General features: G+C 71.7%; 24 protein-coding genes. 13 read left to right on the top strand and 11 right to left on the bottom strand.

Annotation, left to right across the window (positions count from 1 at the left end):
- Positions 1–3 precede the first annotated feature (3 nt).
- Positions 4–1,014: a tyrosine-type recombinase/integrase gene (locus tag AB0I89_RS02205; protein ID WP_357118731.1), complete on the bottom strand. Its 1,011-nt coding sequence runs from the start codon at positions 1,012–1,014 to the stop codon at positions 4–6.
- A gap of 542 nt (positions 1,015–1,556) precedes the next feature.
- Between AB0I89_RS02205 and AB0I89_RS02200 the strand changes: the two genes are divergently transcribed.
- The gene (locus AB0I89_RS02200; protein ID WP_357118728.1) at positions 1,557–2,396 is read left to right on the top strand and encodes a hypothetical protein; all 840 of its coding nucleotides are present in this window, start codon (positions 1,557–1,559) and stop codon (positions 2,394–2,396) included.
- Between the two features lie 83 nt (positions 2,397–2,479).
- Here the strand turns inward: AB0I89_RS02200 and AB0I89_RS02195 are convergent, their stop codons facing one another.
- Entirely contained in the window at positions 2,480–3,070 is a 591-nt protein-coding gene (locus AB0I89_RS02195; protein ID WP_357118725.1) for a DinB family protein, read from the bottom strand.
- A 5-nt stretch (positions 3,071–3,075) separates the two neighbouring features.
- Positions 3,076–3,879: an alpha/beta hydrolase gene (locus AB0I89_RS02190; protein ID WP_357118722.1), complete on the bottom strand. Its 804-nt coding sequence runs from the start codon at positions 3,877–3,879 to the stop codon at positions 3,076–3,078.
- A gap of 156 nt (positions 3,880–4,035) precedes the next feature.
- Here AB0I89_RS02190 and zwf point away from each other — a divergent pair, with 156 nt between their 5' ends.
- The 3 genes from zwf (at position 4,036) to AB0I89_RS02175 (ending at position 7,075) form a co-directional block, all read left to right on the top strand.
- Entirely contained in the window at positions 4,036–5,415 is a 1,380-nt protein-coding gene (gene zwf, locus AB0I89_RS02185) for a glucose-6-phosphate dehydrogenase (RefSeq protein WP_357118719.1), read from the top strand.
- A gap of 128 nt (positions 5,416–5,543) precedes the next feature.
- The gene (locus AB0I89_RS02180) at positions 5,544–6,953 is read left to right on the top strand and encodes an OFA family MFS transporter (RefSeq protein WP_357118716.1); all 1,410 of its coding nucleotides are present in this window, start codon (positions 5,544–5,546) and stop codon (positions 6,951–6,953) included.
- On the top strand, positions 6,950–7,075 hold the full coding sequence (locus AB0I89_RS02175; protein ID WP_357118713.1) for a hypothetical protein: 126 nt from the start codon (positions 6,950–6,952) through the stop codon (positions 7,073–7,075). The genes AB0I89_RS02180 and AB0I89_RS02175 overlap by 4 nt, the downstream gene beginning before the upstream one ends.
- A 36-nt stretch (positions 7,076–7,111) precedes the next feature.
- Here the strand turns inward: AB0I89_RS02175 and AB0I89_RS02170 are convergent, their stop codons facing one another.
- Positions 7,112–7,840: an SDR family oxidoreductase gene (locus tag AB0I89_RS02170; RefSeq protein ID WP_357118710.1), complete on the bottom strand. Its 729-nt coding sequence runs from the start codon at positions 7,838–7,840 to the stop codon at positions 7,112–7,114.
- 171 nt (positions 7,841–8,011) lie between these two features.
- On the opposite strand from AB0I89_RS02170, the gene AB0I89_RS02165 reads away from it, so the two are divergent.
- Together AB0I89_RS02165 and AB0I89_RS02160 are read left to right on the top strand one after the other, a co-directional pair.
- Entirely contained in the window at positions 8,012–8,473 is a 462-nt protein-coding gene (locus AB0I89_RS02165; RefSeq protein ID WP_357118707.1) for a peroxiredoxin, read from the top strand.
- Positions 8,474–8,623: 150 nt separating this feature from the next.
- Positions 8,624–9,313 (top strand): hypothetical protein, encoded by a 690-nt coding sequence (locus AB0I89_RS02160; RefSeq protein ID WP_357118704.1) that lies wholly within the window; start codon positions 8,624–8,626, stop codon positions 9,311–9,313.
- Between the two features lie 36 nt (positions 9,314–9,349).
- Here the strand turns inward: AB0I89_RS02160 and AB0I89_RS02155 are convergent, their stop codons facing one another.
- Positions 9,350–9,802 (bottom strand): MarR family transcriptional regulator, encoded by a 453-nt coding sequence (locus tag AB0I89_RS02155; protein ID WP_357118702.1) that lies wholly within the window; start codon positions 9,800–9,802, stop codon positions 9,350–9,352.
- A gap of 96 nt (positions 9,803–9,898) precedes the next feature.
- Here AB0I89_RS02155 and AB0I89_RS02150 point away from each other — a divergent pair, with 96 nt between their 5' ends.
- Positions 9,899–10,330 (top strand): hypothetical protein, encoded by a 432-nt coding sequence (locus AB0I89_RS02150; protein ID WP_357118699.1) that lies wholly within the window; start codon positions 9,899–9,901, stop codon positions 10,328–10,330.
- 49 nt (positions 10,331–10,379) lie between these two features.
- Here AB0I89_RS02150 and AB0I89_RS02145 read toward each other — a convergent pair whose 3' ends face one another.
- From AB0I89_RS02145 to AB0I89_RS02130, 4 genes are all read right to left on the bottom strand, one after another.
- Positions 10,380–11,573: a hypothetical protein gene (locus AB0I89_RS02145; protein ID WP_357118696.1), complete on the bottom strand. Its 1,194-nt coding sequence runs from the start codon at positions 11,571–11,573 to the stop codon at positions 10,380–10,382.
- Positions 11,574–11,623: 50 nt separating this feature from the next.
- Complete coding sequence (locus AB0I89_RS02140; protein ID WP_357118693.1) at positions 11,624–12,802, bottom strand: GNAT family N-acetyltransferase; 1,179 nt, start codon at positions 12,800–12,802, stop codon at positions 11,624–11,626.
- A 160-nt stretch (positions 12,803–12,962) separates the two neighbouring features.
- Complete coding sequence (gene cydB / locus AB0I89_RS02135) at positions 12,963–13,961, bottom strand: cytochrome d ubiquinol oxidase subunit II (RefSeq protein ID WP_357118690.1); 999 nt, start codon at positions 13,959–13,961, stop codon at positions 12,963–12,965.
- Between the two features lie 14 nt (positions 13,962–13,975).
- Entirely contained in the window at positions 13,976–15,379 is a 1,404-nt protein-coding gene (locus AB0I89_RS02130; RefSeq protein WP_357119449.1) for a cytochrome ubiquinol oxidase subunit I, read from the bottom strand.
- Between the two features lie 164 nt (positions 15,380–15,543).
- Between AB0I89_RS02130 and AB0I89_RS02125 the strand changes: the two genes are divergently transcribed.
- The 5 genes from AB0I89_RS02125 (at position 15,544) to AB0I89_RS02105 (ending at position 20,200) form a co-directional block, all read left to right on the top strand.
- Positions 15,544–16,308, top strand: a complete 765-nt coding sequence (locus tag AB0I89_RS02125) for a lysophospholipid acyltransferase family protein (protein ID WP_357118687.1) — start codon at positions 15,544–15,546, stop codon at positions 16,306–16,308.
- Between the two features lie 270 nt (positions 16,309–16,578).
- Positions 16,579–17,136: a hypothetical protein gene (locus AB0I89_RS02120; protein WP_357118684.1), complete on the top strand. Its 558-nt coding sequence runs from the start codon at positions 16,579–16,581 to the stop codon at positions 17,134–17,136.
- A 110-nt stretch (positions 17,137–17,246) separates the two neighbouring features.
- Complete coding sequence (locus AB0I89_RS02115; protein ID WP_357118681.1) at positions 17,247–18,014, top strand: glycerophosphodiester phosphodiesterase; 768 nt, start codon at positions 17,247–17,249, stop codon at positions 18,012–18,014.
- Positions 18,015–18,035: 21 nt separating this feature from the next.
- Positions 18,036–19,427 (top strand): MFS transporter, encoded by a 1,392-nt coding sequence (locus tag AB0I89_RS02110; protein ID WP_357118678.1) that lies wholly within the window; start codon positions 18,036–18,038, stop codon positions 19,425–19,427.
- 164 nt (positions 19,428–19,591) lie between these two features.
- Positions 19,592–20,200 carry a thymidine kinase gene (locus AB0I89_RS02105; protein WP_357119446.1) on the top strand — a complete coding sequence of 203 codons (609 nt, stop codon included), beginning with the start codon at positions 19,592–19,594 and terminating at the stop codon, positions 20,198–20,200.
- 52 nt (positions 20,201–20,252) lie between these two features.
- Here AB0I89_RS02105 and AB0I89_RS02100 read toward each other — a convergent pair whose 3' ends face one another.
- Positions 20,253–21,101 carry a hypothetical protein gene (locus AB0I89_RS02100; RefSeq protein WP_357118675.1) on the bottom strand — a complete coding sequence of 283 codons (849 nt, stop codon included), beginning with the start codon at positions 21,099–21,101 and terminating at the stop codon, positions 20,253–20,255.
- 198 nt (positions 21,102–21,299) lie between these two features.
- Here AB0I89_RS02100 and AB0I89_RS02095 point away from each other — a divergent pair, with 198 nt between their 5' ends.
- Positions 21,300–21,836, top strand: coding sequence for a hypothetical protein (locus tag AB0I89_RS02095; RefSeq protein WP_357118672.1), 537 nt, complete (start codon positions 21,300–21,302; stop codon positions 21,834–21,836).
- Here AB0I89_RS02095 and AB0I89_RS02090 read toward each other — a convergent pair.
- Positions 21,824–24,928, bottom strand: coding sequence for a BTAD domain-containing putative transcriptional regulator (locus AB0I89_RS02090; protein WP_357118669.1), 3,105 nt, complete (start codon positions 24,926–24,928; stop codon positions 21,824–21,826). The two genes, AB0I89_RS02095 and AB0I89_RS02090, sit on opposite strands and share 13 nt — an antisense overlap.
- Positions 24,929–25,121 lie beyond the last annotated feature (193 nt).

The following is a 25,121-nucleotide window of genomic DNA, read 5'->3' as shown; positions in this document are numbered from 1 at the left end:
GCATCAGCGCGCCGCGTCACCCTCCGCCGACACCAGAGCAGCCAACACCCGGTGGGTACGACTAGCCCGGATCGCCTCCCGCTGCTGACCCGCCGTCACCTCGATGTACGTCTGCGACGATGCCAGCGAGGCGTGCCCCAACAACCGCATGATCTCCGCCGCGCCCGCGCCGTCCTCCGCCAACCGGGTCGCGAACGTGTGCCGCAGCGCGTGCAACCGCGCCCCCTTGGGTACCCGGTCACCGATACCCGCCCGCCGGTAACACGACTCGACCAGATACTGCAGGCCACCGCGGCGCAGCGGCTCACCCCGCCGGTCCACCAGCAACGCCGAGTCGGGGCGAACCGACCGCGACCCGAACCGCCGCGCCCGACTGGCCAGATAGTCCGCCAGCACCCGGTCCAGGTCCGTCTCGATCGGCACCACCCGGGGACGCCCACCCTTGCCGGCCACCTCGATCCGCCGCTCACCCGGCCGACCACCTAGCGACCCCACCCGCAACGCCAGCAGCTCGGACAGACGCAACCCGGCGCACAGCGCCACCGCCAGCACCGCCACGTCCCGCTCCGGCCACGGGTCCCGCTGCCGGCCGTCGTCACGCGCCACCGACGCCATCAGCACCTCGGGCGTGTCCGCGCCGCGCAGCGGCTTCGGCTCGGGCAGGACGGCCCGGGGCCGATCGACCGCCGGCATCGGGTTGCCCGCCACCACACCGTCGGTCACCAGGAAGGTGAAGAAGCTGTTCCAGGTGGACCAGGCGCGGTGCACCGAGGCGGGGGCGCGGGGAGCGGCGAACCGGGCGAACGCCGCCCGTAACACCCGGGGGGAGAGGTCGGTGATCGACACTTCGTCGAGGGGGAGGGGAGTGGCATTACCGGCGGAGACCAGGTTGGCCACCGCGAACAGGTCGCGTCGGTAGGCCGCCAGGGTGTGGGGGGAGGGCTTACGGGTGGCCCGGGCGGTCAGGAACTCCTCGATCAAGGCTCCGAGCGATTCGTCCTTTTTGTCATGCATAAGGGATATTATGCAGCATTTTCGTGTTCCCGGGAAGCGGGGGAGAGTAGGGGATGGAGGCCATTCGGGCGACCGCACCGACCTCGGCGAAGGACTGTCGAGCTGCCCCGTAGGTGGGGCAGGCGTGGCGCAGCCTGGACAGCCCACCACGGCGGCCGGCAGCCCGGTCGGGGGCCGGCCCGAACGGCCATAGGCTGATCGAGGAGCCACGGATCGTGCGCGGCATGACGTCGCCCGCAAGCTGTCCCACCTGTGGTCGGGCGGACACGCCCACCGTGTACCGGGACCTCGGCGGTCCGACGGAGCTGGCCTGCTCCCGCCGGTCAACGCACGCCTCGTCAGGTCGAACGAGGACGCGCGTCCACTCGGCCTGATGTGCGACTGGCTCGCCCGTGGCGTGGCGGGGGGCCACCAGATCGGACGACTTTACATAATGTGCATTATCGAATGTGGCGCGGCACCCGCAGATCGATCCGGTGGGCTAGCGTGTCGTCGATCTACTGGGGAGATTCCCCGCAGCCTTGTCGGAAAGAAGCAATCACGTGTCACTGTGGAAGAAGACCGCCGTCGTCGCGGTCTCGGCGCTTACGGCGCTCACCGCCTCCGCCTGCGGCGTGGCGACCGGTTCGTCGGGCTCGTCCGACGCGCCGAAGCAGACCAGCGTCCTTGAGCTGCTGGCCAGCGACCTCAAGGGCTCGTTGCAGAAGACGATCGACGCCACCGACAAGAGCGACTCGGTGACGCTGACGATGACGGGAACGACCGGCGGCCAGAAGATCTCCATGCAGGGTGTCCTGGACCTGGGTGACCCGGTCAAGGCCGAGATGACGATGGCGGACCCGAGCGACGGTCCGACCACCGTCCGGCTGATCGGGACCGCGTTCTACGTCGAGGTGCCGGCGAAGGACCGTTCGAGCATGGGCGGTAAGCGGTGGCTGAAGATGGACATGGGCAGCATCGGCCAGCAGGCCGGGATGGACTTCAGTAAGCAGTTCGAGGACATCGACCCGACCAAGCAGGTCAAGACCCTGCTCGCGTCCGAGGGCGTGACGGTCGTCGGTGAGGAGACGGTGAACGGGGCGCGCACGGTCCACTACACCGTCACCACCCCGGTGGCGACGCAGCTGGCTCAGGTCGACGCCAAGCTGCGGGCCGCTGTCGAGAAGCAGTTCACCGCCGCGGGCGTCAAGGAGGTCAAGGTCGACCTCTGGGTCGACGAGCAGTACCGGCCGCGTCGTGCGGCCACGGTCATGGGCGCGATGGGCGACATCGTGGTCGACTACACCGACTACGGCAAGGCGGTCACCATCGAGACGCCTCCGCCGGCGGAGACCACTGACTTCGCCGAGATGTTGCAGGGGCTGAAGGGCACCGACAACTGATTTCAGGCGGTGTGACTGCCCTGCCGGTGCCCGGTAGCACCGGCAGGGCAGTGTCGTTTCCGCGGCCTTCTCCCCCAGCTCGGTCAGTCGAACTGGTCGGCCAGCTTGCGAAGCTTGTCGACGTACGCCGGCCAGTCGTATCCGTCGGCGATGCCGGTGCTGTCGCGCTGCCAGCCGATCGCCCCGTCGTGCTGCTCGCGGATGATGTCCAGGTGACCGGCGTGCCGGGCGATGTCGCTGGTGACGTGCATGATGGTCCGGGCCAGTGTCACGTCCTGGCGGCCGGGTTGCCACCAGGGCACCTGCCCCGGCGCGTCGAGCGGTAGTTGGTCGATCGTCTCGTCCGCGAAGGCGCCGACGCGGCGGTACAGGTCGATGAGGCCGTCCTTGGTCTCGTTCTCGTCCGCGTACCAGTCTGCCTGCGGGTCGTCGTCGAACGCGGTGAGCGGGACCAGCTCCTGCGGGGTGGGGAACTCGCGGCCGAAGGTGGGTCCGAAGTAGGCGGCCTCGACGTTGAGGCAGTGTTTGACGACGCCGAGCATGTTGTTGCCGGTGGTGGTGCGGGGCGTTCTGGCCTGGCGTTCGCTGATGCCGTCGAGTTTCCAGATGAGGTCGTCGCGGTTCCTGCGAAGGTAGTAGTGCATCGCGGCCTTGGTGTCGTCCAGGTCAGCCATGGCGGTCATTGTCGCGTACCGGCCTCAGGTTGTGGGGTTCGGCGGAGCCAGGCCCGGGTGTGGGCGCGGAGCAGGGCTGGTTGTTCGAAGGGCAGGTAGTGCCCGGCCTGGTCGACGGTGCTGTAGGTGCCTCGGGGGTAGCGGCGCATGGCGTGGAACTGGTCGGCGAAGCCGACGATGCCGTCCTGGCGGCCGGTGAGCACGCTGACGGGCCCGTCGAAGGGGGTGTCGGCGGTCTCGTCGGGGAGCGCGTACCCGGGGCCTGTGCGCAGTTCCTGTTGGAAGGTGTGGTCGCCGGGGCCGCCCGTGTCCAGGGCGCGCAGGACGGTGGCGACGACGGTCGGGGTGCGGTGGCCGAGCGCGGTGTCGAGGTGTGGGCGCAGGTCGGTGGGCGCGTCGTCGAGCCAGCCGGTGGGTCCTGGCGGCGGGCGGTGCTCGGGCAGGGTGCGGCTGGCCGGTGCGATGGTGATGCCGGGGCAGATCAGGAGTAGGCCGCGGACGAGGTCGGGGCGTTGGCGGGCGATGCCGGCGGCGAGGTAGGCGCCGTAGGAGGCGCCGGCCAGCAGGGCCGGTCCGTCGATGTGGTGGTCGAGCCAGGCGCAGATGGTGGTGAGCAGGGCCTGGGAGGTGGGCGGGCAGGTGGGTGGGGTGTCGCCGTGGCCGGGCAGGTCCAGGTATGTCTCCCGGAGGCCGGTGCCGGCGAGGGCGGGGTGGAAGGCGGCGGCGGTGGCGGCGCGGGTCGTGCCGAACATTGGCAGGCACACCACGTCGGGGCCGGTTTCCGGTGAGCGGTCGGCGGCCAGGGTCATTCTGGTCCTTCCTGGGGGTGTGCGGAGCGCTGTGGGGTCATCTTCCGTTGTGGCGTTGTCGCCGACCTCACGTGGGCAGTTCGCGGGGAATTCCTCCGGTGGGGCGCGCCGTTGTCCGTTCGGAAGATCAGGTCCACATGATCGGATGGAATTGTCATGCGCGTGCGTTCAGACGCGGTTGTGCTGTTCGGTGTGACAGGTGATCTTGTCTCGAAGAAGCTGTTTCCGGCGTTGTACGAGTTGACGCGGCGGGGGCGTCTCGACGTTCCGGTGATCGGGGTGGCCCGCTCCCCCTGGGATGATCAGCAGTTGGTGGCGACCGCCCGTAAGTCGGTGGCGGAGGCTTCTGACGAGGTGGATGACGAGACGTTCGACGCGTTGGCGGCCAACCTGTCGATGATCTCCGGGGACTATGCGGATCCGGCGACGTACGAGCGGCTGGCGGAGCGTCTGGGTGAGGCGCGGCGGCCGATCTTCTATCTGGCGATTCCGCCCATGGTGTTCGGTTCGGTGGTGCGGGGCTTGGCGGCGGTCGGGTTGGCCGACCGTGGTCGGGTGATCGTGGAGAAGCCGTTCGGGCGTGACGTGGCGTCGTCCGAGGAGTTGGATCGGACGTTGGGTGCGGCTTTCGACGCGAGTCGGGTGTTCCGGATCGACCACTACCTCGGCAAGGAGGCGGTGGAGGGGTTGTACGCGTTCCGGTTCGCCAACCGGCTGTTTGAGCCGTTGTGGAACCGTGAGCACGTCGACAACGTGCAGGTGACCCTCGCCGAGGGTTTCGGTACGCAGGGTCGGGCCGGTTTCTATGACACGGTGGGCGCGACGCGGGACGTGTTGCAGAACCACATTTTGCAGGTCGTGGCGTTGATCGCGATGGACGCGCCGGCTGGTGACGACGTGGATTCGTTCCGGGAGGCGGAGGCGGCGGTGTTGCGGCAGGTCGTGCCGTTGTCGCCGGAGTCGACGGTGCGGGGGCAGTACGCGGGTTACCGGGATGAGCCGGGTGTCGCGCCGGATTCGAACACGGAGACGTTCGTGGCGACGCGGTTGACGGTGGATTCGCCCCGGTGGGCGGGTGTGCCGTTCTATCTGCGGACGGGCAAGTCGTTGCCGGGGACGGCGACGGAGGTGGTGGTGGAGTTCAAGCGGCCGCAGCGGTCGTTGATCCCCGCCGAGGGTGGGGCGGAGGCGCCGGCGAACCTGTTGCGGTTCCGGTTGGGTCGTGGGGATGGCATCACGATGTCGATCCAGGCGAAGAGTCCGGGCGCGGCGGTGGCGAGTCGGCCGGTGGATCTGTCGGTGGACTTCGGTGCGGCGTTGGGTCGGCGTCAGGAGGCGTACGAGCGGTTGCTCGACGACGCGATGGACGGGCAGCATCTGCGGTTCGCGCGGGCGGAGACGATTCGGCAGGAGTGGCGGATCGTGGCGCCGATCCTGGATCTGGCGGCGCCGGTGCGCTCGTACGACAGGGGTAGTTGGGGTCCGGCGGACGCGGATGCGTTGGCGGGTGGCTGGCATGCGCCGGAGCTGGGGTAGGTGCGGCGTGGGCTGAGTGACCGCTCAGCTCACGGGAGGGACCGTCCGGCGATGGTGAGGTTTGCTCCTTGGGTGCGGGGTGGGCACGTTGTGACCACGTTTCGTCCGCCTCGGAGAGGAAGCAGCGCATGCTGTCCGCACTCGATCGTCGGCATACCGTCGCGCCGCCCGGCTACAGCCGGTGGCTCATTCCCCCGGCGGCGTTGGCCATCCACCTCTGTATCGGCCAGGTCTACGCCACGAGCGTCTACAAGAATTCGTTGATCGCCCATTTCGACACGGGTCAGACCGCGATCGGGGTGATCTTCAGTATCGCGATTGTGATGCTGGGGTTGTCCGCGGCGGTGGCCGGGACGTGGGTGGAGGCGAACGGGCCGCGTAAGGCGATGTTCGTGTCGGCCTGCTTCTGGGCGGCGGGTTTCCTGGTGGGGTCGCTGGGCATCGCCACGAAGCAGTTGTGGCTGCTGTACCTGGGGTACGGCCTGCTCGGCGGCATCGGTCTGGGTATCGGTTACATCTCCCCCGTGTCCACGCTGATCAAGTGGTTCCCGGATCGGCCGGGTCTGGCGACCGGTTTGGCGATCATGGGGTTCGGTGGTGGGGCGATGGTGGCCTCTCCCCTGTCGCGGCAGTTGCTGTCGTTCTACGACCCGGGCTACGACCCGTCGAACGCGGGTTCGACGGCGTCGGGCAGCGCGCTGGTGTGGTTGTTCGTGACGTTGGGCCTGGGCTACTTCGTGATCATGATGTTCGGGGTGGCGAACGTGCGGGTGCCGGCCGAGGACTGGCGTCCGGCGGGCTTCGATCCCGCGTCGGTGGCGGCGAAGCCGCTGGTCACCACGGCGAACGTGTCGGCGGCGAACGCGGTGAAGACGCGGTCGTTCTGGTTGTTGTGGGTGGTGTTGTTCTGCAACGTGACGGCCGGTATCGGCATCCTGGAGCAGGCCAGCCCGATGATCCAGGACTTCTTCCGGGAGAACGGGACGTCGGCGGTGTCGGTGGCGGCTGCCGGTGGGTTCGTGGGTCTGCTGTCGTTGTTCAACATGGCGGGCCGGTTCGTGTGGTCGTCGACGTCGGACGTCATCGGCCGTAAGCCGATCTACCTGGTGTATCTCGGCGTGGGCATGGCGATGTACGCGCTGCTGGCGCTGTTCGGGCACACGGCGACGGCGTTGTTCGTGCTGTTCGCGTGCGTGATCCTGTCGTTCTACGGTGGCGGCTTCGCGACCGTGCCGGCGTACCTGCGGGACCTGTTCGGCACGTACCAGGTGGGGGCGATCCACGGCCGGTTGTTGACGGCCTGGTCGGCGGCGGGTGTCGCGGGGCCGTTGATCGTTAACGGGTTCCTCGACGCGCAGGGCAAGCCGGGGACGTTGACGGCGGCGGCGTACCGGCCGGCGCTGCTGACGATGGTGGGTGTCCTCGCGGTGGGCTTCGTGGCGAACCTGCTGGTGCGACCGGTGCCGCAGCGCTATCACGAGCCGGTGGAGCAGGACGTGGACGAGGTCACGGCGGCGGGAAGGAGTGGTACGCGATGAGCGACGACGGTCGGAGCGGGCAGCAGGCCCGGTTGTGGATTTCCTGGCTGGTGGTGGCGGTGCTGCTCGGCTACGGGGTCGTGCAGACGGTGATCACGGCGGCGAAGCTGTTCACCCACTGAGGGCGGTGGGCCGGGGCGCGTGTCGCGCGCCCCGGCTCACAGGGCGCCGGAGACCCGTAGCACGGCGCCGGCGGTGTAGGAGGCGTCCGGGCTGAGGAGCCAGGCGATGGCGGCGGCGATCTCGTCGGGTTCGCCGGCGCGGCCCATCGGGATGCGACCGGCGGCGGTGTCGGCGCGGTCGGGTACGCCGGAGTCGGTGTGGATGTCGGTGCGGACGAGGCCGGGGGCGACGCCGTTGACGCGGATGCCGCGCGGGGCGAGTTCCTTGGCCAGGCCGACGGTGAGGGTGTCGGTGGCGGCCTTGACGGCGGCGTAGTGCACGTACTCCCCCGGGCTGCCGAGGGTCGCGGCGGCGGAGGAGACGTTGACGATGGCGCCGCCGTCGGTGAGGCGGCGGGCTGCCTGCTGGGCGCAGAGGACGTACCCGATGAGGTTGACGTCGACGACGCGGCGCAGGTCGTCCACGCGCAGGTCGGTGAACGGGCCGATGAGGCTGGTGACGCCCGCGTTGTTGACCAGGCCGGTGAGGGGGCCGAGCTGCGCGGCGGCGTCGAACAGGGCGGTGACCTGGTCGGGGTCGGTGGTGTCGGCGCGTACGGCGATGGCCTGGACGCCGGTGGCGCGCAGGTCGGCCAGGACGGTCGCGGCGGCGGCGTCGTCGCGGCGGTAGCACAGGGCGATGTGGTGGCCGGCCGCGGCGAGGCGGCGGGCGGTGGCCGCGCCGATGCCGCGGCCGCCGCCGGTGATGACGGTGACGGGTGCCATGGCGCCTCCGGGTCTGTCGGGCGGGTTGGGCCGACGCTACCGTGACCGGCGCGGACGAGTCGTCGTAAGGAGGGTCACATGCGGGGGGCCTTGGTGCTGGTGGCGCACGAGGCGCTGCGGGTGTGATCGCTTACGCTTCCCGCGCGGTCGTTCGGACTACGGAGGTGCGCGGTGGCGGGTGTGGGTGTCGGCGATGTCGTGGACGACTTCGAGTTGCCGGATGAGACGGGCACGCCGCGTCGGCTGTCGGAGTTCCTGGCGTCGGGGCCGGTGGTGCTGTTCTTCTATCCCGGTGCGATGACGCGGGGGTGCACGGCGGAGAGTTGCCACTTCCGGGACCTGGCGGCGGAGTTCACGGCGCTGGGCGCGTCGCGGGTGGGTATCAGCCGCGACGAGGTGGCGAAGCAGGCGGAGTTCTCGACGATGCACGGCTTCGACTATCCGCTGCTGTCGGATGTGGACGGGACGGTCGCGCGGGCGTTCGGGGTCCGGCGGCGGGTGCCGCTGGGGGCGTTGAGCACGAAGCGGATGACGTTCGTGATCGGAACGGACCGGCGGATCATCGAGGTGATCCACAGCGAGGTCAGCATGAACGACCACGCCGATCGGGCGTTGCGGGCCCTCGGCGGCTAGGGCGTGTCTGAAAGTCCTCGGTCAAGCCGAGGCGGAGTCCAGCCAACGGCCGGCCAGGGGCTTCACACACGCCCTAAGCCCCGTGCGGCGGGTGTCGCAGTCGACTGGTATCAAGACAGCAATCAAACAGGTGTACGGAAGAGGGTTGTGATGGATGCCGGCCAGGGTTTGTCCACTGACGAGGTGCAAAGCATCCGGGAGGCGTTGGCGGCCGGCCGTAAGCCGAGGGTGGTGTTCACCGCGTCGGCGGGGCAGATCGCCGGTCAGGTCGGCCAGGTGGTCGAGTTGACCGATCCGGACGTGTCCGACGAGTTCGTCGTGGTGCGGTTCGGTCGTGACGAGTTGCCGTTCTCCCCCGCCGATCTGGCGGTCGCGCCCAAGGGCGCGGGCCGGCGGGTGGCGGAGCCGAAACCGGAGCCGAAACCGGAACCGGAGGCGCCCGCGGTGGCGGCGCCGGAGTTCGTGTTGGACACGCCGCGGGTGCCCGCGCAGCGACAGGAGGAGCCGAAGGTGGAGCAGGTCGAGAAGCCGCCGGCGCGGCGGGCGGTCAAGGCCGCGAAGCCCAAGGGGCCCGCGGGCCTCACGGTGACCCTGGCGTACGCGGACGGCGAGTGGACGGTCGCCGCGCAGCAGGGCAGCAAGGCCCTGGCGAAGCCGTACGTGGTGAAGCCGGCCGAGGCGTTGAAGATGGTGGCGCTGGTGGACGTGCCGGGTGTGCAGGAGGCGGTGGAGCAGATCCTGGGCGCCGAGCGGGCCGAGGCGGAGCAGCAGGCGGAGAAGCTGCGCGCGGAGTTGGCCGAGATCGAGGCCCGGTTGGCGGAGTTGCGCGAGGCGAGCTGAGCGCTGCCTTTGCGGTGGGGCGGGCCCGAGCGGCGGTCAATGGCCGTTGTGGTGCTGGAGCAGTCGGGTGAGCAGGCGGGTCAGCTGCGCGCGTTCGGCGCTCGACAGGGGCGCGAGCAGGTCGTCCTGGACGCGGGCGACGGTGTCGGCCATCCGGTGGGCTTCGTCGGCGCCGGCGTCGGTGAGGCTGATGACGTTGCGGCGGCGGTCGGCCGGGTCGGGGGCGCGTACGACGAGTTCCCGGCCGGCCAGGTCGTTGATGGCGGCCACGACGTCGCTGCGGTCGATGCCGCAGCGGCGGCCCAGGTCGGCCTGGCTCGCGGGGCCGTCCTCGGCCAGCGAGGCGAGGAGCCGGAAGTGGTAGCCGCGGAGGTCGTGTGCGGCGAAGCCCGCGCTGGCGAGTCGGCCGGCGTGGGCGGCGGCCTGGTTGAGCAGCCAGCTCGCGGTGGTACGCAGCCCGGCGGGTGACTGCGGGGCGGTGGCGTCCATGGCGGGAGCCTAACAGTAATCGTTGGCGTGACCCACAAACCATGTTACGTTGGTTCTACCAACGTTGGTTCAGCCAACGTTTTCGAAGGAGGCAACGTGTCCACTCTCAACGGTCAGGTCATCGGTCAGGCCCACTTCGCCACCCGGGCCCTGCTCGACCGCGCCGTCGCGCCCCTGGGCATCGACTTCGCCCAGGTCCTCGCCCTCAACGCCCTCACCGCCGGCCCCGCCGACCGGACCTCGCTCGTGCGGCGCCTCGCGAGCGCCCGAAGGGTCGACGAGTCGGCCGTGCACGAGGTGATCGCCGGCCTCGTCGACGCCGGCCTGGCGCGGCTCGACGACACCACCGAGCCGCGGGTGTCGCTCACCGATGCCGGCCAGAGCACGCAGGCCCGTGTCGCCGAGGCCGTCGGGGGTATCACCGCCCGGCTGTACGGGGACATCCCGCCCGCCGAGGCCGACGTCGCCGCCCGCGTCCTCACGCTCGTCACCGAGCGGGCCAACGACGAGCTGGCGGGCGTCGCCTGACGCCGGAACGCCGTTCAACCGGCGGACGTGGCCTGACGCCGGAAGCGACTCAGGTGCGTCGGGTCACGGCCGCCCGGATCCGCAGCCAGGACGGGTCGGTCGCGGAGGTCTCGCCGACCGTCGCCCGGTCGCCGGACTGCCAGACCCGCGTGCCGTCGGTGAGGTCGAGCTGGTCCATGTCGACGACCGACGCCTCGCGGGTGCTGGCGAGGAACGCGGTCGCTGAGGCCCCGGCTGCCTCGCCCGGGTCGGCCGTGCCCACCGACAGGACAAGAAGCTCGTCGTTGCCGGCGACGACGAGCTCACCGGTGGCGGTGGCCGCCAGCGCGGTCACCGCTGCCCCGGGCAGCACCTCGTGCTCGACCACCCGACTGCCGTCGACGTCCAGCTCGACGACCACGCCTTCGGGTGTTCCGATCCAGAGGACCCGCGGCGACGGACCGAACGCGACGTTGTGGCGGGACCAGGCCCGCATCTCGTCCAGCCACTCCTGCGGGTACGGGTACCCCGGGCTCGGCTCCCCCAGTGTCATGCCCAGGACGCGCCGCAGCGAGGGAAACGCGAACACCTCAAGCGAGTTGTTGTACGCGTTGCCCCGTACCGCGAGGTGCCGGCCGTCCGAGCTGAAGATCGGCGCTTGGTAGCCGTCGCAGTCCAGGACCAGCGCACGGCGCACCGGCCGCAGCACCGGCCCGGTGTCCGCGGAGAAGAGCACCAGCGTGGCACCCTGGTCGCTCACGAGGGTGCAGACCAGGCCACCCGCCGGATGCGCCACCACCCCGGTGTCCCACCGAGGGCCGGTGAGGGTCGTTCCCGAGGCGAGGTCGAGCGCGACGGAGTGCTCCCAGCCGTCCGTTCCGGCGGCGGGCGACAACCAGAGCGTGCGACCGTCGGGGCTGAATGCCACCTTCCGCCGGTACTCGGTCGACGGGACGCCGTCGACCGGCGACGTGCCCGAGGGGGTCCAGAGAACAACGCTCTCGGCGTCCGCCACCGCCAACAACGGGTCGCGGGGGTGCCAGGCGGCGGAGGGTGTGCGCTTCAACCGCTCGTAGCCGACGTCCTCGACGTAGCCGGCCGAGTCCACGCCGAGGGCTGCCCGCTGCCGCAGTTCTCCGTCCCGGTACTCCCAGATCCGGATCGCCGGACGGTCGGCGTCCCAGGCCGCTACCAGTGCAAGGCGCGGGTGGGGCAGCAGCCGCTGCGCCGTCGCTCCGGAGTGGACGCGGGTCAGGATCTGCACCGGCACACCCTACCGGCGCGCCGGACTGCCACCCGTCCCCGAAGGGGCGGTCAGAAGTAGTCGAGCAGGTGTGCCGGACCGCCGGCGCCCAGCAGGTCCAGGGCGTCCGGCTCGATGCCGACTGTGTGCAGCAGGCCGGCCTGGGCCACCGAGCGGGCACCCGCCGCGCCCGCGTACAGCAGCGCGAAGCCGCGCACGTCGAGCCGCAGGTCCGCCTCGCCGTCGAGTCTGGTCAGCTCGGCTTCGCCGTCGGCGACGGCCAACCGCCAGGTGCCGGTGTTCCAGTCGGCGAGCGGGTCGGTGAGGTGGAAGTCGACGACGCCCCGGGCGTGGGTGGGCCAGCCGCGCTCACCCACCGCCCGTACGACGTCGACCGGGCGGTGCATCCACAGGTCCCGCTCGTGGTCCCGGGCCGCCTCCAACGGCAGGTGGACGCTGACGGCGTCACCGTCGAGCGGGCACAGCCGCAGGGTCGGCGCGACGCTGGCCCAGCTCCCGAGCACCCCGACGAGTTCCCGGGCCGCGTCGGCGGTGGTGGCCAGAGCCTCGTCGACGGTGAGGACCGAGTCGGCGCCGTAGCCCTGGCCGCGCTGCCAGGTGGCGTAGCCGACGAGGTCGCCGTCGTCCTCGACGAGGGTGATCCCGTCACCGGGCAGTTTCGCGTCGGCGGCGAAGAAGTCGAACAGCTTGCCCCGGCGGGTCAACATGCCGTTGCGGTGGCGGCTGACCCGCTCGTAGAGGGCGGCGACGGCGTCCAGGTCGGCGGGCGTGCCGGCGCGGACGGTCAGGTGCGACGCGGGCCGGTGCCGGGGTAGCGCGGCGGTGACGACGTTGACGGTGCGCAGCACACCGGCGGCCTCCCAGCCGCAGGCCCGGTAGGGGGCGGCGACGGTCGGGTACAGGGCGCTGATCGCCGCGCCACGCTCGTGGGCCCCGGCCAGCAGGGCGGTGAGCAGGGCTCGGGCCACACCCCGGCCCCGCGCCTCGGGGGCGACCGCCACCCCGGCGACGTCGGCCGCCGCGACGGCCCGACCGGACCACCACTGGTGGTGGTGCAGGTCGACGGCCTTGCCGACGAGCCGGCCGGTGTCGTCGAACGCGCCGTAGCGGGTCATGCCGGGCACCTCGACGGTGGTGTGCGGGGACCGCTGAGCATCAGAGCCGAACGCGAACCGGCCCAGTTCCCAGGCGTCGTCCAGGTCGTCGATGGTGAGTTCACGAACGCGCATCGGCACACCGTAGCGGCCCGCCCCAACCCCGACCAGCCGATAACCGCCCCGGCCGGACGCCCGTCGATCATGGAGTCGTGGTGGGTGACGAAGCGCCCTTGACGCCCCAGGTCGGGCACCACAAGTCCATGATCGGCGGGGGTGGGGGTGGGGGTGGGGGTCAGTGTTGGGGGATGTTGGCTATGCCGATGCGCTTGCGGAACACCCAGTACGTCCAGGCCTGGTAGGCCAGCACCACCGGAGTGAAGATCACCGCCACCCAGGTCATGATCTTCAGTGTGTACGGGGTGGAGGCCGCGTTGGTGGCCGTGAGCGTGCCCGCCGCGTCGAGGGTGGACGGCAGCACGTTCGGGAACAGCGCCGCGAACAGGGTCGCCACGGCCAGGCCGATCGCCACGGCCGTACCCGTGAACGCCCAGCCCTCCCGGCGTACCCGGGCGGCGGCGAGGCCACCGAGCAGGGCGAGGGCCGCGCCGACGGCGAGCACGACGGCGGCCGCGCTGGAGCGGATGCTCAACGTCCAGGCCAGGAAGCCGACCGCGAGCACGGCGGCGCCGACGCCGAGGCGCACCGCCAGGGCGCCCGCGCGGTCGCGGATGTCGCCGGTGGTCTTCAGGGCCAGGAACACCGCGCCGTGGGTCAGGAACAGCGCGAGCGTGGTCGCGCCACCGAGCAGGGCGTACGGGTTGAGCAGGTCGACGAGGCCGCCGACGTACTCGTGGTCGGCGTCCAGGGGCACGCCGCGCAGGATGTTGGCGAAGGCGACGCCCCACAGGATCGCCGGCAGCAGCGAGCCGACCACGATCGCGGCGTCCCAGCGGCGCTTCCAGGACGCCTCGGGGCGCTTGTGCCGGTACTCGAAGGCCACCCCGCGGGCGATCAGGGCCAGCAGGATCAGCAGCAGCGGCAGGTAGAAGCCGGAGAAGAGGGTGGCGTACCACTCGGGGAACGCGGCGAACATCGCCCCGCCGGCGGTGATCAGCCACACCTCGTTGCCGTCCCAGACCGGGCCGATGGTGTTGATCAGGACCCGGCGTTCCCGGTCGTCGCGGCCGAGCACGGGCAGCAGCATGCCGACGCCGAAGTCGAAGCCCTCCAGGATGAAGTAGCCGGTGAACAGCACGGCGACGAGGAGAAACCAGATGGTGGTCAGGTCCACGATGGGCTCCGGGATCAGTAGGCGAAGGCGAGCGGACGCTCGGCGTCGTCGGTGGGGGGCTGTTCGCTGACGTCCGGCACGCCGGCTCTGGCGTAGCGCAGCAGCAACTTGACCTCGATCACGGCGAGGGTGGCGTAGATCAGCGTGAAGGCGGTGAAGGAGGTCAGCACCTCGGTGAGCGAGACGCTGCGGGACACGCCGTTGCGGGTGAGCATCTCGCCGAAGACGATCCACGGCTGGCGGCCCATCTCGGTGAAGATCCAGCCGAAGGAGTTGGCCAGCAGCGGCAGCACCGGCATGGCCAGGCCGGCGCGCAGCAGCCACCTGCTGCGCGGGGTACGGCCCCTGCGCTGGCTCCAGAGCACCAGCAGGGCGATCGCGCCCGCCGCCAACCCGAAGCCGACCATGAAGCGGAAACTCCAGTAGGTGACCGGGATGATCGGGGTGTAGCTGCCCGCGCCGTACTGGGTGGCGTACTGGGCCTGCAGGTCGTTGATGCCGTGCACGGTGCCGTTCGGGTCGCCGGTGCCCAGGTACGACAGCAGGTACGGGATCTTGAGGGCGAACACCTCGCGGCTGCCGTCGAGGCTGCCGATGGTGAGCACGGAGAACGAGGCGGGGCTCTCGGTGGTGTAGAGACCCTCGGCGGCGGCCATCTTCATGGGCTGCACATCCGTCATGATCTTGCCCTGGATGTCGCCGGTGAACAGCACGGCCGCCGAGGCGACCAGGACCACCCACGAGCCGAACTTCGTGGCGAAGCGGTACGCGCCGGTGTCGGCGGAGTCCCGGTTGCGGATCACGTGCCACAGGCCGACCGCCACGATCAGCGACGCGGCGACCAGGAACGAGCCGGCCAGGGTGTGCGGGAAGGTGATCAGGGCGACCTTGTTGGTGAGCACGGCCGGGAAGTCGGTCAGCTCGGCGCGTCCGCTGTCGGGGTTGATGCGGTAGCCGACGGGGTTCTGCATGAACGAGTTCGCGGCGAGGATGAAGTACGCGGACAGGTTCGTGCCGATGGCGGCGGCCCAGATGCTGGCCAGGTGCGCGCGCTTGGGCAGCCGGTCCCAGCCGAAGATCCACAGGCCGATGAACGTGGACTCGAGGAAGAACGCCACGAGCGCCTCGATGGCCAGGGGCGCGCCGAAGATGTCGCCGACGAAGCGGGAGTAGTCGCTCCAGTTCATGCCGAACTGGAACTCCTGCACGATGCCGGTGACCACGCCCATGGCGAAGTTGATCAGGAACAGCTTGCCGTAGAACTTGGTCAGCTTGAGGTAGCGCTCGTTGCCGGTGCGGTGCCACATCGTCTGCAGGATCGCCACCAGCACGGACAGGCCGATGGTCAGTGGCACGAACAGGAAGTGGTAGACGGTCGTGACACCGAACTGCCACCGGGCGACGTCCAACGCGTCCACCTGAACCCCCAACTATGCGTACTACGAGACGTAGTAAATACTACTGCTCGTCGTAGAGAAAGGGGCAGGGCCGGGCGGCCCAAAGCGGCCCGGGACCAATGACCCTGATCACTCCGGCCACTCGCCCTCGCGGCCCCACCGCCTCGTGCGAGGATGGCGCGCTGATGGACACGACGACCTGGCAGCCACCACTGCTCTGGCGGGCCGCCCTCATGCTGGCCCGCGCCCTGGTGGCCCTGCTCGCCCGCCTCGAGGTCACCGGCGACGTCCCGGCGCACCTGCGCCGGGGACCGCTCGTGCTGGCCGCCAACCACATCAGCCCGTTCGACCCCCTGGTCATGATCGCTGCCTGCCGGGAACGGGGCATCGCCCCACGGATCATGGCGACCGCCGGCCTGTTCCGCGCCCCCGTGCTCGGCGCCGCCATGCGCCACGTCGGGCACATCCGGGTCGACCGGGGCACCAGCGCCGTCCACCAGGCCCTCGACGACGCGGCCCAGGCCGTCGCGGCCGGCTCGGTGATCCTCATCTACCCCGAGGGACGCATCGGCCTGGACCCCGGCATGTGGCCCGAACGCGGCAAGACCGGCGTCGCCCGGCTCGCGTTGGCCTGCGGCGCACCCGTCATCCCGGTCGCCCAGTGGGGCGCGCACGAGGTGCTGCCCTACCTGACGCCGAAGGGAATGCTGCCCGGCATCGCCCGCTCCCTGTGGCGTCGCCCGGTGATCCGGGTGCACTTCGGCGAACCCGTCGACCTGGGCGAGTCAAACGCCGCCCACCCCGGCGCGGCCCGCCGGGCCACCGACCGAATCATCGACGCCCTCACCGACACCCTCGCTCCCCTGCGCCCCGACGAACCCGACCTCCCCCACCACGTCGACCCCGGCCGCCCCACCGACACGAGCCGCACCCACCGCCGCACCCCCTGAAGCCCCGCGCCCGAGGCCCACCCCCGCCCCACCCCCGCCCCGCCCACCCCCGCGATCTTGCACTTTCTGTGGCGACATACCGGGCCGATCCGGCCATAACGGCGACACAAACCGCAAGATCGGCGCGGGCTGCGGGGGTCGCGCGCCGCCTCGGCGCGGGCCCACGGCTCCCCCGGGCAGGGGAGGCGGTTGGCTCGGCGTGGGGATCAGCGCGATCAGGGCTGCGACGAGGCTGGAGAGCGTCAAGCCATCGACGCGAGGGAGTTTTCCATGCTCTGGTACGCACGGGTCGGGACGGCATCGGCGGCGACAGTCGCGCTGGTCGCCGCCGGGTCGACGACGGTGTGGGCGCAGCCCACCGCGCCGAACGGGACGTCGCCTCCGAGGCCCGTGGCGCTGGTCGCCGGCTCGGGGCATTTCGTGTACGACGAGCCCAACATGGTGGGGCACCGGATCTGGTTCGGCGTCGCGGCGGTCACGACCGTCGACGGGTCGACGCGTGGCGAGTTCCATTACCGGCATGCGCTGCCGGACGGCACCGAGGTTGCCCGGGGACGGGCCGACGTGACCTGCCTGCGGGTGGTCGGGAACGTCGCGGTGTTCACGGCGATCGTGCCCGACGGCGTCGACCCGGTCCGCAACCACGGCTACTACGTCAAGATCATCGACGGTGGTCGGCAGCCCGACGTGATCGTCGACGCCCAGACGCAGAACGGGACCCAGCCGCCACCCACCGGCTGCCTCGACCCCGAGACGGAACTGCCACCGGAAGCGCCCCCACGCCCCCGGTACCCGATCCTCACCGGCGGGTACGTGGTGCGCCCGTGAGCCCCCTGGCGCTCCCGCCCCACGGGGGTGACGGGGGCGCCAGGGCCCGCGCGGACGAATGTCGCCGACAGGCCACCTGCGCTCCACCGGCCGCGTGCATACTGCGTCGCGTGCTCAACCGATCCGCCTACCTCGACGCGCCCGCGCCGCTGGCGTTCGCCCACCGCGGCGGGGCCGCCGAGGGCGACGAGAACACCACCGTGGCGTTCGCCCGTGCCGTCGGGCTCGGTTACCGGTACGTGGAGACCGACGTGCACGCCACCGCCGACGGCGTCCCGGTGATCTTCCACGACCCGACGCTCGCGCGGGTCACCGGTGAGGCGGGGCGCATCGCCGACCTGAGCTGGGCCGACCTCGCCTCGGTACGCGTCGGCGGCGCCGCCGTCGTACCCCGGCTCGACGAGGTGCTGGACGCCTGGCCGCAGGTCCGCTTCAACATCGACGTGAAGGCCGACGGCGGCGTCGCGCCGACGGTCGCCACCCTGACCCGGGTCGGCGCGGCCGACCGGGTGCTGCTCGCCTCGTTCAGCGACGCCCGACTGACCCGGCTGCGGGCGCTCACCCAGGGGCGCGTCGCCACCAGCCTCGGCATGCGGGGAGTCGCCCGGCTGCGGCTGGCCTCCCTGCACGGCCGGCCGCTGCGGCTGCCCCCGTCGGTGGTGGCCGCGCAGGTGCCGCCCCGCTACGGGCGGGTGCCGGTGGTGGACCGCCGATTCGTCGACTACTGCCACCGGCTCGGCCTTCAGGTGCACGTCTGGACGATCGACGATGCGGACCAGATGCACGACTTACTGGATCGTGGCGTGGATGGCATCATGACCGATCACGTCGGCGTGCTGCGCGACGTCTACCGCAGCCGCGGCCACTGGACCGCCTGACCAGCACCGAAGGAACCCCCGATGGCCGAGACCGTGACCCCCACGGTGACCGACACCCCGCCTCCGGCGAGCACCCCCCGCGAGCGCCGAGGCTGGTACATCTACGACTGGGCGAACTCCGCGTTCCAGTCCACGGTGATCACCGTGTTCCTCGGCCCGTTCCTGACCACCGTCGCCGAGACGGCCGCCGGCTGCGAGCTGGGCGCGGACACCTGCGACGGGTACGTGCACCCGCTGGGCATCCGGGTCGCGGCCGGGTCGTACTACCCGTACCTGATCTCGCTGTCGGTGTTCCTGACCGTGTTCGCGCTGCCGGTCATCGGGGCGATCGCCGACCGGTCGGCGCACAAGAAACGCCTACTCGGCGGGGCCGCGTTCACCGGCGCCGGGGCGACCATCGCGATGGCCTTCGTCACCGGCGACCGGTACCTGCTCGGCGGCGCGTTGTTCCTGGTCGCCAACATCTCCTTCGGCGCCGCGATCGTGGTCTACAACTCGTTCCTGCCGCAGCTCGGCGGCCCGGACGAACGGGACGGCATCTCCAGTCGTGGCTGGGCGCTCGGCTACCTCGGCGGTGGCCTGCTGCTGGCGGTGAACCTGGCCACCGTCTCCCTGCTCAGCGAGGACGACAACCCGCAGCGCACCCTGGACCTGGCCCGCTGGTCGATCGTGTCCGCCGGCGTGTGGTGGGCGGCGTTCACCCTGGTGCCGCTGCGCTGGCTGCGCGACCGTCCCGTGACAGCGGCCGTGGCCGCGCGGGGCAACGTGCTCACCGACGGGTTCCGGCAGCTCGGGCACACCCTGCGCGAGATCCGGGCGTACCCGCTGACGTTGTTCTTCCTGCTCGCGTTCCTCGTCTTCAACGACGGCATCCAGACCGTCATCACGATGGCCAGCCAGTACGGCACCGAGGAGCTGCGGCTGGAGCAGAGCACCCTGATCGTCACGATCCTGCTGGTGCAGTTCCTCGCCTTCGGCGGCGCGTTGCTCCTCGGCGCGCTGGCCCGGCGCATCGGCGCGCGCAAGACGGTGCTGATCAGCCTGGTGCTCTGGACCGGTGTGATCCTCGGCGTGTTCTGGCTGCCCGCCGAGGCGCCGCTGCCGTTCATGGCGCTCGGCGCCTGCATCGGTCTGGTCCTGGGGGGCAGTCAGGCGCTGAGCCGGTCCCTGTTCAGCCAGCTCATCCCCGCCGGCAAGGAGGGCGAATACTACGGCTTCTACGAGATCAGCGACAGGGGTACGAGCTGGCTGGGCCCGCTCGCGTTCGGCATCGTGTTCCAACTCACCGCCTCCTACCGCGTGGGCCTGGTCTCACTGGTGGGCTTCTTCGTGGTCGGGTTCCTGCTGCTGTTGGCGGTGCCGATGCGCCGGGCCATCATCGCGGCCGGCAACACCCCACCACGGGTGCTCTGAGCACGTGCGACGCACCTGACAGATCCGGGCCGGTCGATCGGCTAGGCTGCCCGACCGTGACCGACGACGCCGCTGCCACCCCGACCTGCCTGGCCCACCCGTTCCCCGGCCAGCCGCACGCTCCCGCCGCCTGCGCGGCCGCGCGCGGGCTCGACGGGCGGCCGGTGCACGCCGCGGCGTTGAAGTTCTTCTGGGGGCCGATGGACTGCGGTAAGTCCACGATGGCGTTGCAGATGAACTACAACCACGCCCGGCAGGGCCGCCGAGGCCTGGTCACCACCCGCATCGACCGGTCGCTGGGTCCACAGGTCACCACCCGCATCGGCCTGGCCCACGAGGCCATCGAGGTCACCGACGACCTGGACCTGCGGGCGCTGGTGCGCGGCCGCTGGGCCGACGGGGTACGCGTCGACTACCTGATCTGCGACGAGGCCTGCTTCTACACCGTCGAGCACGTCGAGCAGATGGCCGAGTTGGTGGACAGCTACGACGTGGACGTGTTCGCGTTCGGCCTCGCCACCGACTTCCGGTCCTGCCTGTTCCCCGCCGCGCAGCGCCTGTTCGAGTTGGCCGACGAGGTGGCCCGCATCCAGGTCGAGGTGCTGTGCTGGTGCGGCCGGGAGGGGCTGCTCAACGCTCGGGTCGTCGACGATCGGGTGGTCCGCGAGGGCGAACAGGTCGTCATCGGCGACACCGTGGAGACCGCCGACGTGCGCTACCAGGTGCTCTGCCGGCGGCACTACCGCAGCGGCGACCTCGGCCCCCGCGACTGACGCGGTGGCCGGCCGCCCCGTGCTGGGGACGGCCGGCCGTGGTACGGGTGGGTCAGCCCACGCAGACCTGCTGCGCCCTGATGTTCCACGGCGTGGCGAACGCGACGATCTCCCGTCCGGTCGCCTCGGCGGTGTCCAGTGCCGGCCGGGGCACCAACGTCGCCACCGAGCCGGCCCCGGAGAGCCCGGTCAACACCGCGCCGACCCCGGCGGTCTGCGATCCCGCCGGGCAGGCCGGCGTCGTCACGGACTTCGGCGAGTTCGCGTTGAACGCGCTCGTCGCCTCCGTCAACGCCATCGCCGGCAGCGCGGTGGCGCAGAACGCCTGGGTCTGCAACGTGAAGTTGCCCGGAGCGCCGAACACGTACGCGGTGCTCGACACCGAACCGAGCGCCGCGGTGAACGCCAGCTCGTCGATCGCCACCGCTGCGTTGGCGTTGTCGATCCGGTACCCACCGCCGAAGGTCTTCTTGCCCGGCGGGCACACGGCGGTGATCCCCACCTTGTCCAGCGCGTTGCTCGCCGACGTGGTGGTGACCAGTTGCAGGCCGGACACCGCCCCGGCCGGGGCGCAGACCGCGAACGCGTCCACCGACCAGGGCACGTTCGTGGCGTTGGCCTCCACCCCGAACACCGTCACCGTACGCAGGGTCGCGTCGGCGTAGACCCGGGTCATCAGGACGTCACCCTGACCGTCGTTGATCCGTCCACCCGCGCCGACCACCTGGTCGACGCCGTTGCACGAGATGGTCATCGTCTTGGCGTTCGTCGCGTCCAGGACGCTCGTCGCGGCGACCCGGTACAGGCCGACCGACGCCTGCGCCGCTGTGCTCGGCGCGAGCAGCGTCGTGGCCGCCGCCACGCTGGTCAGCACTGCCAGACCAGCCAGTTTCCGGTTCATTGGATTCCCTCCGCCCTGCCTCGTCGACGATCGACGACGGCGTTGCGACCAGACTCCGCACCCTCGTCAGGGGCCGGTCATCGGCGCGGACGCGGACGGCGTACTGACGCCACGATGACGGGCGGCTGCGACCCTGCCGGCGACGTCACCGTGGCGTCACCGGACTCCGGACGGGGTCCACGAACGGGAGGTCCCATCATGCGTATCCGAGCGGCGGCGCTGGCCGCCCTCCTGGTCAGCGGCGCTCTGATCGGCGTCGGCGGTGGCACGGCGTACGCCGACCCGGACGCGAACCCGTGCGCCACCACCGCCGGCGACCCGATCATGGGCACCGAGGGCGACGACGTCATCTACGGCGGTCCCGGTCCCGACGAGATCCACGGGCTCGGCGGCAACGACACCATCTACGGCGGCGGTGGCGTCGACACGATCTACGGCGGCGCCGGCAACGACATCCTGTTCGGTGAGGGCTGCGGTGACACCCTCGTCGGCGGTCCGAACGACGACGTGCTGGCCGGTCTCGACGGCTACGACCATCTCAACGGGTCGCACGGCGCGGACCTGCTGATCGGCAAGGCCGGCGTCATCGTCTGGGGCGTTGCCACCAACGGCGACATCTTCGACGGCGGGGGCGGGGCGGACACCTGCGCCCAGGACGACAACCCCGACGCCAGCGTGATCTTCTACGCGTACGTGGACACCAACGCGGGCAACGAGAACCTCTACCCCTGCTGACCGGCCCTGGCGCGCAGCACATCCGGGTGCGGGGGCGGTGCGTCGATCGCGCGCATCGCCCCGCCCCACCTGTCGAACGCCCGCCGGGCCTCCCCGTGCCGGCCGGCCCCGACAAGCGTCGCGACCAGCGCCCGGTGCGCCCACTCGTCGTAGCAGTCGGCGTCGAGCAGCCGGACCAGGGTGGTCGCGGCCCGGTCGGAGTCGCCGTCGCGCCGGTACTGCCGGGCCAGTTCCCGCAGCGCCCGCAACCACATCGAGCGGGCCTGTTCCCGCAGCCCGTCGGCCCAGTCCTCGTAGGGCTCGTCGGTGAAGGCGTCCCCCCGGTAGGCGGCGTCCACGTCGGCGAGCACCGCGCGGGCCTGCGCCGGGTCACCCTCGCGGGCGAGCCGCTCCGCCCGGGGCACGTCGGCCAGCAGGGTCTCCGCGTCGACGACCACCCGGGTCAGGTCGACGCGTACGCCGGTCAGGTCGGCGCGCACGTACCGGTCGACGGGCCACCGCCGGGGCGGGTCGAGCACGGCACGCACGGCGGACAGCAACACCGACAGGCGGTGCGCGGTGCGCCGCGGCTCGTCGTCGGGCCACAGCAGTTCGCACAGCTCGGCCCGTCCCACGGCGCGGCCACGCCGGGTGACGAGGATCTTCAGCAGCGTGCGGGCCTGCCGCGACCGCCACGCCGGCAGCGGGACCTCCCGTCCACCGACGATGACTTCGAACCGGCCGAGCACCCGCACCTCGACGGTTCCACCGTCGACGGACAGCTCGGACAACTGCCGGCCGTCGACCGTCTCGATTCCGAGCGCCAGCAACCGGTTGGCCGCGGCCCGCGCCGCCGAGCGCTGCGCGGCGTCCGCGCCCGGCACCCGGCCCAGCAGGACGACTGTCCGTTCGGCGGCCGGACCTGCGCCCGCCGCCTGCCAGATCGCGCCGGCCTCCACCAGGGCGTCGCGACTCGCGGCCGGGTCGGCGGCGACCGCGGCGGTGAGTTCCAACGCCTCGGCCAACGCGTCGGCCTGCCGTCCGGTCCGGGCCGCCCGTACCGCTTCGGCCGCCCGCCGCCGGGCCACCTCCAGGTCACCTTCGGCGTACGCCACCCAGCCCGTCGCGGCCAGCGCGCAGGAGAGCAGGAACGCCGGCGCCAGCCGGTGTGCCTCGTCGGCGGCGGCACGGGCGGCGTCGAGGTCGGCGGCGTTGCTCTCGCAGCGCAGCCGGGCCAGGCCGGCCAGCGCCGGGATGCGTACCTGCAGGTCCCCCACGTCACGGGACAGTTCGGCGGCCTCGGCGAAGGCGGCCAGCGCCTCCTCGCGCCGGCCGAGACGGCGACTGACCTCGGCCAACCCGTAGACCCCGGCGGCCGCCCGGTTGAGCCCCAACCGTTGCGAGACCAGTTTGGACCGGGTGAAGTGCAGGGTCGCCTCGTCGTAGCGGCCCAGCCGGACCAGCGCCTCACCCGCGTTGTGCAGGGCGGTCACCAGCACTCCGGGCGGGCCGGCGAGCTCCGCCGCGCGGACCGCCCGTACCGCGGTGGCCAGCGCCGACGGGTACCGGGCCTCCCGCAGCAGGCAGTGCGCCTGGTTGACCAGGACCCGCGCCTGCTGAACCAGGTCACCCGCGCGTTCGGCCGCGGCGAGGGCGTCGGCGAGGTGCCCGTCGCGGCGGGTGCCGGACGAGGTGAGCGCGGCCGCGATGTGCGCCGCCGCCAACGGGGCGTCCTCGTTCACTCGCTGGGCGGCGACGAGCGCGCGGGCCCCGGTGGTGACCGCGTCGTCGACCCGGCCGAGTTGGGCGAGGGTGCTGGCGCGGCAGGCCAGCAGCAGGACGTCGTCGGGGCCCGGTGGGGCGGGCGTCGGCGCGGCGTCCGCCCGGTCGAGCACCGCGAGCGCGCCGGCGTAGTCGGTCCGCAGGTACGGCACCATCGCGGCCCGCCAGAGCAGCCGCGCCGGCCACCGGCGGTCGTGGTCCGCCTGGGCCAGCAGCGGGGCGAAGACGCGCGACGCCCAGGTCACCGAGCCGGACATCCGCAGCGCGTCGCCGAGGATCAGTTGCAGGTCGGGGTGCTGCTCGGCCGGCGGCAGCGCGCTGATCAGGTCGGTGACGTCGGACGCCCCACCGCCGGCGAGCATCTCCACGCCGTGGCTGACGATCAGCGCCGCGCACCGGGCGGTGTCGTTCGCGTCGCGCAGGGCTCGGGCGGCGGCGAGGGGGTACGCGTGGGCGAGGTACCAGTCGGCGGCGGCGGACAACCGGCGGCGGCCCGAGGCGTCCGGGCGGCCTTCCTGTTGGGCCAGCACCGCCGCGAGCACCGGTACCAGCCGCACCGTCGAGGCGGTGAGGTCGGACCGCCGGCGGGGGTGAGCCACCAGCAACCCGGTGCGGGTCGCCCACCGCAGCGCCTGCGCGGTGGCGTCGGCTGGCGCGTCGGCGTCGATGACCACGCACAGCGGCGCGCTGATCGGGTCGAGGTGGTGGATGTCGCCGAGCAGACGCGCCACCTGCGCGGGCAGGTCGGTAAGGATCTCGTCGCGGGCGAACTGCCCGCCGGCGGTGCCGGGTTCGGTCAGGGCCGCGAGCAGCTCCCGCCGGCCGACGCCCTGGCGGCCGAGCGCGTCACCGGCGAGGTGCACCCACGCCGGCCAGCCGGCGGTCAGCTCGTAGACCAGGTAGGCCAGGTCACTGTCGGGGACCGCGTGTTCGTCGCGCAGGATCCGGGCGACCTGGTCCCGACCGAGGGCGAGGGTTTCCGGTCCCCGGTGCACCACGGGTCCGGCACAGGCGCAGCGGGCCGCGTCGGCGAGGGGGTGTCGAGCGGCCAGCGTCACCGCGGGCTGACCCGGCAGCGCCCCCAACAGCCGCACCAGGGCCAGTTGCTCGTCTCCGGTGAGCGCGGACACCTCGTCCACGGCGACCCGGGCGGGCGGGTGCGCGTCCGACGGGCTGGTCGGGTGCGACAGCGCGTCGATCAGATCCGCCGCCCGGTGACAGGCCGTCGGACCGTCCCCGCCGATGACCTCCAGGGCGGTGCTCTTGCCGTAACCGGCGGCGGCCACCAGCAGCAGCCAGCGCTGTGGTCGGGTCCGCCGGTCGGTTGCCATCACGTCGCCTCCACTCGGCCGAGCACCGAGGAAGGCCACCCGGAGGGCCGGTGACCCCACGCTAACCATCGTGCGGCCCGCCCACGGTGGCGTTGTCCGAGAACCGACGCAGTGCCGCCGGCCGGGGTCAAGACGGCTCTCGGGCGGCGGACCGGGCCCGCGACCGGTCGGCCACGATGACGGCGACGGTCAC

This window comes from Micromonospora sp. NPDC049801 (assembly GCF_040656575.1).
Lineage (GTDB): Bacteria > Actinomycetota > Actinomycetes > Mycobacteriales > Micromonosporaceae > Micromonospora.
This window is presented reverse-complemented; position numbering and strand designations above follow the sequence as displayed.